Annotated in this window: 15 protein-coding genes; 1 reads left to right on the top strand and 14 read right to left on the bottom strand. The window is 44.7% G+C overall.

Translation table 11 applies throughout. The features are described 5' to 3' along the window. Window positions 1–13: 13 nt before the first annotated feature. Together CWB99_RS17385 and glmU are read right to left on the bottom strand one after the other, a co-directional pair. Window positions 14–1258 (bottom strand): HlyD family secretion protein, encoded by a 1245-nt coding sequence (locus CWB99_RS17385; RefSeq protein ID WP_138552222.1) that lies wholly within the window; start codon window positions 1256–1258, stop codon window positions 14–16. A 155-nt stretch (window positions 1259–1413) separates the two neighbouring features. Continuing rightward, complete coding sequence (glmU, locus tag CWB99_RS17380) at window positions 1414–2775, bottom strand: bifunctional UDP-N-acetylglucosamine diphosphorylase/glucosamine-1-phosphate N-acetyltransferase GlmU (protein WP_138552328.1); 1362 nt, start codon at window positions 2773–2775, stop codon at window positions 1414–1416. Between the two features lie 538 nt (window positions 2776–3313). On the opposite strand from glmU, the gene CWB99_RS24425 reads away from it, so the two are divergent. Beyond that, complete coding sequence (locus CWB99_RS24425; protein WP_212748526.1) at window positions 3314–3421, top strand: class III lanthipeptide; 108 nt, start codon at window positions 3314–3316, stop codon at window positions 3419–3421. A 42-nt stretch (window positions 3422–3463) separates the two neighbouring features. On the opposite strand, the gene CWB99_RS17375 is transcribed toward CWB99_RS24425, so the two are convergent. The 12 genes from CWB99_RS17375 to CWB99_RS24130 form a co-directional block, all read right to left on the bottom strand. Then, window positions 3464–3862 carry a hypothetical protein gene (locus tag CWB99_RS17375; RefSeq protein WP_138552221.1) on the bottom strand — a complete coding sequence of 133 codons (399 nt, stop codon included), beginning with the start codon at window positions 3860–3862 and terminating at the stop codon, window positions 3464–3466. A 732-nt stretch (window positions 3863–4594) separates the two neighbouring features. Next, window positions 4595–6751: a winged helix-turn-helix domain-containing protein gene (locus CWB99_RS17370; RefSeq protein ID WP_171045381.1), complete on the bottom strand. Its 2157-nt coding sequence runs from the start codon at window positions 6749–6751 to the stop codon at window positions 4595–4597. A gap of 285 nt (window positions 6752–7036) precedes the next feature. Beyond that, on the bottom strand, window positions 7037–7204 hold the full coding sequence (locus CWB99_RS24155) for a hypothetical protein (RefSeq protein ID WP_171045380.1): 168 nt from the start codon (window positions 7202–7204) through the stop codon (window positions 7037–7039). A gap of 124 nt (window positions 7205–7328) precedes the next feature. Beyond that, window positions 7329–7481, bottom strand: coding sequence for a hypothetical protein (locus CWB99_RS24150; RefSeq protein ID WP_171045379.1), 153 nt, complete (start codon window positions 7479–7481; stop codon window positions 7329–7331). Window positions 7482–7606: 125 nt separating this feature from the next. After that, the gene (locus CWB99_RS24145; RefSeq protein ID WP_171045378.1) at window positions 7607–7759 is read right to left on the bottom strand and encodes a hypothetical protein; all 153 of its coding nucleotides are present in this window, start codon (window positions 7757–7759) and stop codon (window positions 7607–7609) included. A 248-nt stretch (window positions 7760–8007) separates the two neighbouring features. Beyond that, window positions 8008–8928: an ATP-grasp domain-containing protein gene (locus CWB99_RS17365; protein ID WP_138552219.1), complete on the bottom strand. Its 921-nt coding sequence runs from the start codon at window positions 8926–8928 to the stop codon at window positions 8008–8010. Window positions 8929–8946: 18 nt separating this feature from the next. Beyond that, complete coding sequence (locus CWB99_RS17360; RefSeq protein ID WP_138552218.1) at window positions 8947–9126, bottom strand: hypothetical protein; 180 nt, start codon at window positions 9124–9126, stop codon at window positions 8947–8949. Window positions 9127–10078: 952 nt separating this feature from the next. Continuing rightward, on the bottom strand, window positions 10079–10168 hold the full coding sequence (locus tag CWB99_RS24900; RefSeq protein ID WP_138552217.1) for a bacteriocin: 90 nt from the start codon (window positions 10166–10168) through the stop codon (window positions 10079–10081). Window positions 10169–11681: 1513 nt separating this feature from the next. Next, the gene (locus CWB99_RS24140; protein ID WP_171045377.1) at window positions 11682–11843 is read right to left on the bottom strand and encodes a hypothetical protein; all 162 of its coding nucleotides are present in this window, start codon (window positions 11841–11843) and stop codon (window positions 11682–11684) included. A 25-nt stretch (window positions 11844–11868) separates the two neighbouring features. Further along, a complete protein-coding gene (locus tag CWB99_RS24420; RefSeq protein WP_160317394.1) occupies window positions 11869–12006 on the bottom strand; it encodes a hypothetical protein in 138 nt (45 codons plus the stop codon). 9 nt (window positions 12007–12015) lie between these two features. After that, complete coding sequence (locus tag CWB99_RS24135) at window positions 12016–12168, bottom strand: hypothetical protein (protein ID WP_171045376.1); 153 nt, start codon at window positions 12166–12168, stop codon at window positions 12016–12018. Window positions 12169–12351: 183 nt separating this feature from the next. Then, window positions 12352–12489 (bottom strand): hypothetical protein, encoded by a 138-nt coding sequence (locus CWB99_RS24130; protein ID WP_171045375.1) that lies wholly within the window; start codon window positions 12487–12489, stop codon window positions 12352–12354. Window positions 12490–13063: the final 574 nt, after the last annotated feature.

The following is a 13063-nucleotide window of genomic DNA, read 5'->3' as shown; positions in this document are numbered from 1 at the left end:
TTGTAGTTGCAGCCTACAGCTGTCCTTTAATACTAAACACGGGATCAAATAACCAACGCAATAGGGAGCGTTCTTCAACGATGATGTCTGCATCGAGCATCATCCCCGCCCGCAGCGGTGTTGCCTTGCCGTAGGCCGTGATCTGCTGTTCTTCAAGAGAAACGACCACCCGATAAGCCGGTTGCTGTATCACCCCGGGCGTACTGGTTTCTTCTGGCAGGATCACACTGTTACTGACTTGCTGAATAGTGCCGTTATAGATACCAAACTTCTCATACGGAAAAGCGTGATATCGCAGTTTGGCTTCCTGACCCAGGTTAATAAAGCCAAAAGACGACGTTGGCACATAAATGATGGCCTGCATCTGGCTGCCCTGCGGCAAAATGCTGAGCAGGTTTTGTCCGGCATTTACGCTCTTACCTACTTTGCCCAACAGGCCTGTGACAACACCCGCTTTGGGGGCACGCAGCTCACCCAGGCGTTGCTGTTCAACGGACGATAGTTGGATTTGCAAATCAGCTTGCTGCGACTCCAGCTGACTTAAACGTTCATCATGTTGAAGCGGCAATTTTTCCAGATCGGTGTCGTGCTGCTGAATTTGCGCAGCCAGTGTCAGTCGTTCGGACTGGATACTCGATGCCTGTTGCTGTAACGACAACAAAGTATCTTTTTGTCGCTGCAACTCCAACTCAGAAATATAGCCAGTTCCTTTTAGCGTACTGATCTGACCCACCATTTGCTGATTCAGCTGTAATCGCTTTTCAAAGGTACGGGCCTGGCTATCCAGCTCTTTCAGACGTGCTTCTGCCGTGGCTTTTTGCTGTCTCAGCTCAGTCAGTTCCAGTACATGCTGGCGCTTTTGCTGACTGATCTGCTGCTGTAGGTTACGTAGCTGAAAACTATACTGATTGAGCAGTGCCTGGTTGAGTTCCAGTGACTGAGTACTGTGCTTGGCAGATGCAACCCGTAACAAGGGTTGATCGGCTTCTACATAGTCTCCTTCAGACACCAGTACCTCAGCAATGATCCCAGTCTGAGGTGCAACCAACTTTAGCACCCCTGTATTGGGTTCAATCACTCCGGATACCCGCTCTTTGCGCGCATAGCTACCGCTGGCAAGAAATATGATACTTACAATTACGACGATCAGGATAAGTAAAGTCAGTGTCTTGAACACGGGTGGTTGAACTAAACTTACAGCTCCTTCTAGTCGGTGTCTTTTACTCTCTAATACTTCTTTTCTAAAGAGATTTTCCATAATTACCTAACACCCGATTGTTTGAGTTTTTATTGTTAAATTTTAATTAACCCCCAGTAATGTATCACTTTGGTCATCAGAAAGGAACTCACTGTGCGATGTCTTGACAAAACAACGTCCCTAAATAAAAACGGGAGCCTAAGCTCCCGTTTTTATTAACTCTTTTTTACTGGTCTTTGCCAGCTATCAATGTTTCGCTGCTTACCTCTGGCCACTGCGAGTGTCTCGTCGCCGACTTTAGTTGTGATCACAGACCCCGCGCCAACAGTCGCTGTCTTGCCAATCTCCACCGGTGCGACCAGTGAAGAGTTGGAACCAATAAAAGCACCATCGCCAATGATGGTTTTCGATTTATTGACGCCATCGTAGTTACACGTAATGGTACCGGCGCCAATATTCACTTTCTCACCAATCTCGGCATCACCCAGATAGGTCAGGTGGTTTGCTTTAGACCCTTTGCCCAGGCGGGACTTTTTCATTTCGACAAAGTTACCAATGTGCGAATCAGTTTCCATTACTGCACCGGGACGCAATCTGGCAAATGGGCCCAGCGTACAGGCATCACCGACGGTTGCTTCTTCTATCAGGGTGTTGGCTTTAATAACCACACCATTGCCAATCTTACAGTTTTTCAGCACGCAGTTTGGACCAATCACCACATCGTCACCCAGTTCAACCTGGCCTTCGAAAACCACATTCACATCAATTTGTACGTCCTGACCGGTTGTAACATCACCGCGGACATCGATACGCATCGGATCGGCCAGACTCGCGCCATTAAGCATCAGAGTTTCAGCCTGCCATGCCTGATAGGCACGCTCTAAACCGGCAAGCTGCACACGGTTGTTTGCCCCTTCAACTTCCATTGCGTCATCCGGCTGTGCTGAGGTTATTTCGACGCCTTCCTGGTGTGCCATCGCAACGATGTCGGTAAGGTAGTATTCTCCCTGAGCATTATTATTGGAGAGCTGACCCAGCCATTTTTTTAATAGCCCGCCATTCGCCGCCATGATACCCGTGTTGATCTCCTGGATTGCCAGTTGAGCTTCAGTTGCGTCTTTTTGTTCAACGATTCCGACCAGCTTGCCATTTTCACGGATCATACGGCCATAGCCACTGGGGTTATCAAGATTAACCGTTAATACCGCTAAACCGCGCTCTGGGGTGGCGTCTAGCAGGCGTTTCAAGGTCGACAGGCGGGTTAGTGGCACATCGCCATATAAGATAAGCACCGTATCATCATCTGCAATATGTTCTTTCGCAACGGCGACAGCATGACCTGTACCCAATTGCTCAGCCTGATGTACCCAGTTTACAGCATTGTGCTGCAGCGCCTGTTGTAGCAGCTGTGCACCATGGCCATATACAAGGTTCGTCGTACTCGCACCCAAAGCAAAAGCATTGTCAATAACATGCTGCACCATCGGACGGCCTGCAACCGGGTGTAATACCTTAGGTAATTTTGAACGCATACGAGTCCCCTTGCCTGCGGCAAGGATCACTGTAGTCAGTGCCATAACATTATTCTCTTCTAATTTGTTGTCTACCACGAAGAGCATAGGAATGCCGTTCCATTGCGTGGGCAACCCGCTCCATTTATATGATGACATTGTAACGCTTACTTCTGCATATTGTCAGTAATGAATGCCTTCTTTCTTCTCGCAACAATCCCAGGCTCACTCACCTATGTCAGCACGCACACAGTACCACCGGCTTTCCTGATTCAGGACAATGAAACCTGTCATATTCTACAGCTAGACAATAAAAATAATGCCTGAATTAAAAATACCCCCCATTGGAAGTAAAACCTGTAATAAAAGCCAACTAATAAAAACATCAATCAGCGCTATTATTTAATCACTGGCTAACGCCAAGAAGTTAAAACCTAGTTTGTTACACAAAAATATCCCTGGAGATAAAAATAAACAAATCAAACAGCATTAAAACAACTGAAAAAATCAGTGACGGTTTGAGCTTTGATAAAACAGCAAACTTATCAAGTCATTTTTGTGAAACCAGGGTTAATCGTGCCATTTAATAAATCGGAGAACCATTATGAATAACGTATTAAAACTTCAAGCAGTATCAGCAGGTAAAGACAGTGCAGAAATCCAAGAGTGGAGCACTATTTCTAACCACTGTGGCGGCTCAGCGCTGCGATAAGCCTGACAATTTATTCTGCGTCACTTCATCAACACGCATTGGCTATGCCTTTGCCTGATCACATAACCAGACAGTCTGTTGTTGGTTTATCTCCTGCACAGAGATCTGTCCGGCCAGTTCATGTTTTGCCAGTATACGCGCGGAACGAATTATAAATAACATTTCACCAGCGGTCACTCGATATCCGGGAGACAATTTATCGCTGACATAATCAATATAACCATCCGATTTAGATACCAGCAATTGGCTTTCACCGCCGCGACCCGTTTGAATGGTCAGTAGTACCGAGCCCTTCTCGATCCAGGTACCATTCGTCACTACCGGTGCGGCCAGGACGGTTACGGCATCTCTGGAGTAGTAAAACTCACTACTGGGTTCTTGCAGTGTTAACTGCCCTGCAAGCGCACCCGCGGTCAGCATGGGAAAGATCATGGTCAGCAATGTTTTTTTCCTTGTGTTCAGGCATCACGACAGCTGAGTATTGCGACGACAGCGACGGTATACGGCTACGCCCATTCGCTCAATGTGATGCAATGGGTTGGGGTGTTAAGCATCCTGCTTTGGATCGACTGACCCGGTAAAAGTATCTGTGTTAGTGCCACCCGCAATAAAGCGTGTTTCTTTACTGCCCAAGATTTCTTTTTTGACAAAGTTTTTAGCTTTTTTGTTTTTAATGTAATCATCCTGACGCTCCTGCTAATTGGGTTAGCTGTGTGATTGAAACTATGTTGTTTCGTTACTAACTACCTTAGCCAAGCCATCATAAATTCGGTAATTATCAAATCTTATCTTACCTCCAGAAGAAACTGGTAAGCGCATGTTATATATGCGAATAATAGAGAGTAATATTTGCTGCGATTGCCGAATAAATTAATTTTGGACAAAAAGCCGAAAAACCCTGTGTGCACAAACAGTTTCACAGCAAGATTAACTTAGAAGAACAAGAAAGAGACCTGGCACACTGACAACCGTCACAAGCCATATAAAGTGGTGGACTCTGCCTCACCAGGGCGTTTTATTGAGCGACCAGCCTTAGAGCGAAAAGATACCGTAGGGTTTAGTGTGCTTGTTGAGCAACATATGAGGCTTTGATAACCGATGAACTCCCCGAAATTACTTTGTCTTACACAATCAGCGATTCCCAGAACACACGCAGCAATACTCACACATGCATCAGAGTGACTCAGTTTCTTTTAATGTAACTTTGATCAGCTGGTTTTCCACAACTTCAATCAGGTCTAAGATTAACCCACCCCGTTTTTGAGAGTACTTCATATTGCCGATCACATATTTCGACGCATCTATGTGATAGAACTCAGAAATCACTGACGGCGCACTAAAGTCAAGTTTGTAGATGGTTTCACCATCAGAATGGTAGATATTCCCTTCGCCGATGGCGAGCGTATGCTTATATTTCACCTGGGGTAAATCAATGGCTCGGGTTATCTCACCCGACTGAATGTTGTAAAGGACAACTTTATCACTGGAAGACAAAGATACCAGGTGCTCGTCATCAAGACGCCCTATCCACAACGAATCCGACGTGGGCAGTGGCGTCACCTTTTTATCAGTCAGAGAGTAGCTAAAGACCCGACTTTTTACTTTATGGTCATCCACAACCACATAGCCGAGTTCATGGGGTCCGATAAACTCGGCCGCTACCACGACCCCCTGTGCATTAATACTGTCAGCCAGCGTCATGTCCGACAGCTTATACACTTCAATTCTATCTTTATACTGGAGCAATAAATGATCACTGGCAGCGTTATAGCGCAACGAGGTGTAGCTGTCTTGTGGCAATGTCAGCGGCACAATTTGACCATCTGATTGCTGTTTTCTCACGATGCACTGATCACCCTGACGTGTCAGAAATAAAAACTCGTCACCCACTTCTGTAGCGGAGGTATCTTCCAGAGGGCTCGCTATAAGCTCTGTCAGCCCAAGGGTCTGCTGATCTAATAAGAATACATCAGCCTGAAAAGGGTAACTCACCATCAATAAGGTATTGCTGTCCAACATTTGAGAGCTCGCATATTGTTGTTCAGTCTGAAGTTGCTTAACACTATGTAGTTGCCGCTGTGTCAAAGAAAAGCGGTATAGCTGATTTGCGGTATTATCAAACCAGCTGACTAAATCCTGTTCAGCATCATAGTTCACAGCCCAGATCCGGCTCGCAGACTCAAATAGCTTAACCTGATTGCCACCGTCCAGATCGGTCATATACAGTTCATTGGATTCATACTGCCGGCGCTCAAACAGGATCACCTGCTTCTGAGCAACATAAGTTAAAAAGCGGTCGCCATAAGAATTCAGGTTGGGTGAGGTAATTTGAAACTCATCACCTGTGCTCAGATCACGGCTTGTTAGTACAGACAATTCATCGCGGTTGCGATAACCACTTTTTGAATACACAAAGCGTCCTGGCGCCACGCCCCCACCCGTTGTGTTGTGCAGCGTACAATCAAAAACATGTCGGTTGCTGGTGATAAAGTCAGCGCTCAGTTGCCACACCTGACACTGATCTTCACTCACAGCCCGATAGTAAATAAAGCTGGAATCAACCGACCACCCGACCGGGAAATAATTGACACCAGAGTTACCAATACGTTTCTCATGCCCACTTTCCAGTGACTTAACCACCAACGCATAGTTTTTGTTATCATTCTGAATAAAAGAAAAAGCAACGTGTTGTTTATTGGGAGACAGATTGAGTGTGGCGTAACGACCCGGTAGCCAGGAAAGCACACTTTCTTCTATATCGCTGCGGGTAAGGGTATGAGTCTCTTGGTCTCCGATAAAAAAGCCCGTTGACAGGATATGCCAGGCCAGTGGTGGCAAGATAAGGAGCAATGGTAACAACACATAACGCCATCGCAGCGTGCTTTTGCGATGATGACTGGCTGCTACATCAAGATCAAGCTGAGCCCGGGTAGTAAGTTCAGACTCCCCGGACAAAGAGGAAGGCTCTGAATCAGTGTTGATCTGCGCGTAAGATGTAGACGGTTTCTCAACATGCTCATAGTAAATGATTTCTGGCTCAAGAAAGAAACTATACCCTTTACGATAGTGAGTCTTTACAATCGTTCCTTTCTGCTTTTCAGATTTCAGGATCTTTCTTAGTTCCGACATCGCACGATTGATTGCGTTATCGTCTACATAGTGTTGCGACCAGACATCATCTACCAGATTTTGTCGAGTGATGATCTGCTCATTGTTGATGATAAGGTAGCAAAGCAGCCGAAATAACAGTAAAAGCGCATTTCTGGCAATAATTCTCTGTACAATATCCGTATTATCGGGTGAGAAATCGCCCATTTTGAAAACTGACAAAGCCATATGCTTAACGCAAAAAAGAAAAAGGGCTGAATGTAAATTCAGCCCCTAAACAACAAGTAAAACTAGGAGACACAACTCGTTAGCAAATAGTACGAGTCGGGTCATTAGGATCGCCAAGGCCAATGCCCATAACAAAACCACCAGTGGCTAACGCTAACTCTTCAGATGTATTTAAGTCTTTCATACTGATTTCCTTTGATATTATTCTCATTTACAGCACCAGGTTCACGACACCCAGTGCTGTGGAGCATATGACTGCCCTTCGCGACTCAGCTTGAATTACATTTCAAGCGGCGGCAACGGATCGTTACCATCTTCTGGAATCGCCATTGTCACGTAAATCGGGCCACCGTCTTCGTAAAGCGCCTGAGTAATATAAACTGGACGCTTGATTAGTCCACCAGTCACTGCTTGCTCTTGTTCTTTCTTTAATGAAAATGGATGCATATGTTTTTCCTTATTAATCTTCTTACATGGTTAAAAAACGAGAGTAAGGCTTACTTTCCCGATAACTCCGCCAAGTGCTTCGGGACAACTTCACTCTCAATAAACGTCTTGCCGTTAAGGCGTATTACATAGTGATAAGCGTTGGGTCGTAGCCGTCTTCCGGGATGGCCTGAGTCACGTAAATTGGGCCGCCATTCTCTACAAGCAGATCTGAAATGAAAGCATTTCCGCCAGTGACATTTTGTTTTTGTGCTTTATCTAGTGAAAAAGGGTGCATATGTTTTTTCCTTATTAATCTTCTTACATGGTTAAAAAGCGAGAGTAAGGCTTACTTTCCCGATAACTCCGCCAAGTGCTTCGGGACAGCTCCACTCTCTGTAAACGTCTTGCCGTTAAGGCGTATTACATAGCGATAAGCGTAGGATCGTAGCCATCTTCCGGGATAGCCTGAGTCACATAAATTGGACCGCCATTTTCTACAAGCAGATCTGAAATAAAAACATTTCCGCCAGTGACATTTTGTTTTTGTGCTTTATCTAATGAAAAAGGGTGCATAACGCTTCCTTATTTAATTGCTTGCAACATGCATGTTTCCTTCACTGTCTCCGCCAAGATTACTGATGAAGGTACCTATATAAATTTATTCAAAAAATTCAAGAATCGCATCAATGACGTCAACCCAAGGTTGGTCAGGAGACGTCGTATTCACGCCGCCAACCACGGCGCTGAATTCCACCTTATTTAGTTCTTTCATCTGCTTATTCCTCAGTTAAGTGTTAATTACTCAGTTAAGTGTTAATTACTCAGCCTTTTCCTAACATATAGTCGACTAAGTGATCAGTAATAGAGATCCCTGAGCGTTTCTCAAACCCTATAAACATCGGAGAAGGGTTTGCTTCTAAAAAGTAGTACTCTCCACGCTCATTTCTTCGCCAGTCAATGGCCGTCCAGTTCAAATGCAGGGTTCGCGCAATCAGCCTCGATTGCGCAATGATCTCTGCCGGTGTCTCTATCGCGAGGAGCGCCATGTTGTCATCTTCTCGGAAGTCTGCCCGATCACTTTTCAGTTCGACCGAGAACACTTTATCCCCTATGACGTAACTGCGGATATTAGTGCCGGCAATAAACTCCTGAACGGTGATAGGCGACTTAGCCAGCGCAGCAGTCACACGTTCCGACTCCAGGTGTGCCTCCGTCAGCAACTCAGTATGTGCGCCCCCAAACACCGGCTTAAAAATAGATTGCTTAAGCACACTGAACGCGGTTTTTATGTCCGCCAAATTGTTACCGACATAGGTCTGAGGAATGCGTACACCCAGACGTTTTACTTTAGTTAACTGAAACGGCTTCTCTTTATGATGCTGAAATGCTTCCCAGCTGTTTAACCAGATGGTGTCGTTATCAAGAAAAAACCAGGTTCTCAAACACGCCATCGCATCTTGAGCAGCAATACTCTCCGCACTCATGTAATTTTCTCGGGTCGACTCATCCGATACACCTGAAAAGCCACGCCAAAACACCGCTTGTATTTCATCTAAAGTCAGTTTTTTACCGCATGCAAGGGTTAAGCTTCCGAGTTCCTCATTGGGCTCATAACTAAACTGAACCTTGCGCGGGAAGTCGTGCGTAGACAGTAGATAAGCATCAAGGCCACGCATTTTCAGCTTCTCAAGCATATACTGCGCGTGTTCATCCTGCTGTTGTCCAAGTACGATAAATGCCATCTCAGGTGCTCTCCAAATTTACATACGATAAAAATTAATAGGTTGCTCATCACCGATATTCATTTCGGCGTCTGCAACATTGAGCAGTGAACAATCCAGACCATCAGGCTGAAAATAATCATCCAGGCAATCACCAATGAGTTGTTGATTTAATAAGTAAGCTAACTCTTTGTCTGTATAAAATTTTGTTTTCGCCATTTTGTGCCTCCAAATAATCAGGCATCTGCGAAATCGTGTTCGTATGCATGCCTGGCTAATTTTTTAAATTGTTCAATTTTCAATTCCGATTACTGTTTAGTGTCGTGCGTTGCATCGCTTTGACGGTGAGCATCATGGCATCGAGAATTTAATAAATCAAAATTACAAAAACACAAACATAAACATAAAATACAAAGGCTTATGCGCAACCATTATCCTCAGATATACCTTAATTATGTGCTAAATATGAATACCTGAGCTGTTATAAAAATATTCATATGACAAAAATGCGCAGGTCCCAATATTGGAGATTTGCATGTGTGCATTGCACACCCTGAATACCCGCGCTTGCCGCTGATTATCGCCAAAAAAGGGACAAACGTCGCCAGCAGCACTGAATATCAACCCAGGCTCACAAACTGAAAACCAGTAGCAGACAAGGTATTGCTCGATAAGAAAATGTACCAGGCAGAAATTCATGGTCAGCTTGACTGATCCATTATTTCTGGTGCACTCAAAAGTGGTAATGATGAAAAGAGTACAGGCAACCTGACAACTCAAAATTCTGCGGGAACATACAACGGCTTTATCAGACTTGTCGCAGGTACAATGCTTGTGTGGAGTCGGTATTGAACGAGCAAGGTTGAGGTAAAAAGGCATCGAATAAATCAAACCTTTGCATCTCGATACTGGCCTCACAGCAGTCTTAGCTGCAAATGATCACGTATTACAAGTGGTGTTCGAGCCAATGCATGACATAAAAAAGCCGCACAGAGTCTCTGCACGGCTTGTTTCAACAGCGGCTTATTGCGGCCGCTTGTCGACACTTAGTTAAATTTTTTGTCCTGAGGAGGGAACAGGATACACCCGCCCTCATCGATACCGCCAGAAACCAATGCCAACTGTACGTTGTTTTTTTCAATGACTTGCATGTTATTCTCCTTGTTTAGGTTTAAAGATCACACTCAATTTTTGACAGATCTTTATTCTGATTATTGATGCCACCCGTGATAGCTTTTAGTTCTTCTTTGGTTAAATACATATTTCACCTCATACAAATAAAAATGCGCAGGGAGCGCAAAGAAACACAATGCCAATTTATAAAAGGCACTACATTTATGTCATTCGCTGCAGTTCCTGGGTCTGATAAGCAACCGGTTAGTTGCTGTTTTTCTCTCTTTCCATCTTTTCCAGCATCTTATGTGTTGTATCACCACCAGACACCTGAGTTGCTTGCTTTTTATCCAATATAGTAAACATATTCATCTCCAAAAAGTTGTTATCAGCACTTAATCCACCTAAGCGCTTGAGGCCATGATGGGTGACGACAGCACCATTGTCAAAACAGTAAAAACCACAATTTAACAATGTATATCAACAGGTTAAACCCATCTATTTTCTATCAGTAACCGAACTATCAGCTCTATATATGCGAGCTTCCGGATTTTCAGTCATGGGGGCACGCAATACCACATGCCAGTGCCCTGACAGATCCCCTCAGGTGATGCCAGCCAACCAGGCTTAATGCGCTTTCGCTTCCTGCAGCTTAATACTCTGGCTCATTGTCAGAAAGGGACACCTGAAAAAGCTTTAACGGGAAAGTAAGAGGCAGGTATATAGAGATAACTTTTTATGTCGACAGGCGCAGAAATAAAGCATGCTGCTCCCCAGCCAGAGTAGTTCAAGCAGTCACTTACTATATTAAAATATCTCTGTTCGGGCTGGTACATCAGATATCGGCTCGCCTTATTGCTGCTCCTGTATATATGAAGACAACTCCGTCTTACCAGGGCAGATGTGCAGTGTTGTATTGGAGGTTTCGTCAACTCTGGATTGGTGCCGGAATTGTGTAAATGAGTATAAAAGCAGCGAATATCTGTGCTATGAACAGGCAAAAAAAGGAGTCAATCAGACTCCTTATTTATTCAGCATTCTCACATTACAAACAAAGGCGACTTTCCGCCAAAAAAGGCCGCTTTGTCGACAGCTTAAAATGTGAAATTAGTGCTGGCGGCGCTTTGTGGGATCAAATACATCCACACAACCACCTTCCACGATACCACCTACTACTTGTTCAATATCAGAGTGTGTTAATGTCATCATTTTGGCCTCTCTCAGGTTCCTCAGAACCAGTTTTTTATAGTTTCAATCAGCAATTCAACTTCTGTGTCGGCAGGGTGTGAAGCCCCACTCACCATAGATATTTCAGCTGTATTTAAGTTCTTCATATTTCTAGTCATCGTCTCACACTGATGTGGCGTTGTTCGCCTAGCCAGTACTATGGCCCTGGGGCGCTCAGTACCAATTACAGCGTTACACGAATTGGTCGGGTGCAGTCATGATCTGCTTCCCGGCCACCGCTAATTGCCAGCAGTGCTGTATCTTTTAATTCGAACATATCTGTCGCTCCTGATTACCAGTCTTTTACCTGACACGGAATAGACGGGTTATGATGTTCTACACCACCAGAAACTTGCGTTACTGACGCACTTTGCTTGTGTAATTCGTACATATTTAATCCTTAAACTTTCTATTCGGCGCTCAAAAAGCACCCTTTACATTGGTATCCGAATTACCAGTTGATCACCATCCTGATCGCCGCAGCCGCAGTCAACACCGCAAGATGAATGAAAACCCCCACCGACGGCTGGCGTTGCATCAACTGGAAATGACTTACCTGCACTCAGGTTTTTGATTTTTGTTACTTTTAGCTTCATTTCAGACGCTCCAATTGGCCAGGGATTAGTGAATTTCATTCAGAACAGGGATAGTGCGATCAACACCACAATCATGCACTGTATGTGGACAACCACCTGCGACTTTCACCAAAGTAGCGTCACTATTCAGTACTTTCAGATTTACTTTTTTCAGTTTCATCATAGTCTCCTGTTAGTTTATGAACTGTTCACGAGTTTCGTTTGATTGGCAGCCACGGAATGCACTTGGCTGAAAATCATGACCACCCGCAACGTCTTTCGTCGCTGATGGGGCAAACTCTTTAGCAACAAGCTTTTTAATTACTTTCTTTTTTAAACTAAACATACAATCTCCTTTTAGGATTTAACCAGGTCAATATGCTGAATTAACGATTAATCAGCTTGTCTAAGTGTGGAGGGATACACCCTCCTTCCGCACGACCGCCAGATACCAGGTGAGCGTTTTCAATAGTAAACATATCTAACTCCAATACTTTGAATTTATAGGCATGACACATAGAGCGAAGTGTTACGCTTGCATAGAGCAAACACTCTGACATGAGTCATCAATCACATCAGCCGCCTGAGATCTTCCTGCACCAGCCACGTGTGCCGCTTCGGTAAGAGACAGGTTTTTAATTGCTTTTTTACTGATTTTTAAGTTCATACCAATACCTTTTATTGATCTGTTTTACACAGGTCACAGTGGGTTATGTTCAGCACTTCCCCCTGATCGCTCATTCAAATTAGCAACCCAAAAACATCAAGTCAAAAACTCAACAACAACAAAATATTTAAAAAAATCAATGATTTACATGAGAAAGTGATGAGCCAGTACAGCAATAATAACTATCCTGTGAGGATCGCTACAGCTGATCCTTTGCTGGCCACCAGGTCGTGTGATCGCATGTGAGAATTCGCTTACCAGGAAGTGGGCCGCCGTTTGGCAATGGCCAGATCGCAGTATGACAAACACAACTCACGTTGCAGCCTAAACACTAAGTTTGCTCAATGTTGTTACAGCGTTCTCAGGAAGAGGCATACATTGCTCGTCCTACCTGACTGGCTGACTGGCTGACTGGCTGACTGGCTGATTGGCTGATTGGTTGATTGGCTGATTGGCTGATTGGCTGATTGGGTGATTGGTTGATTGGCTGATTGGGTGATTGGGTGATGAGTAGATTGAATGCGTTGTGTATGGGGTTGGGGGGTGGGGGTGGGGGGGGGGGGGGGGGGGGGGG

Origin of the sequence: Pseudoalteromonas rubra (assembly GCF_005887095.1) — a bacterium.
Classification (GTDB): Bacteria; Pseudomonadota; Gammaproteobacteria; order Enterobacterales; family Alteromonadaceae; genus Pseudoalteromonas; species Pseudoalteromonas rubra_E.
This window is presented reverse-complemented; position numbering and strand designations above follow the sequence as displayed.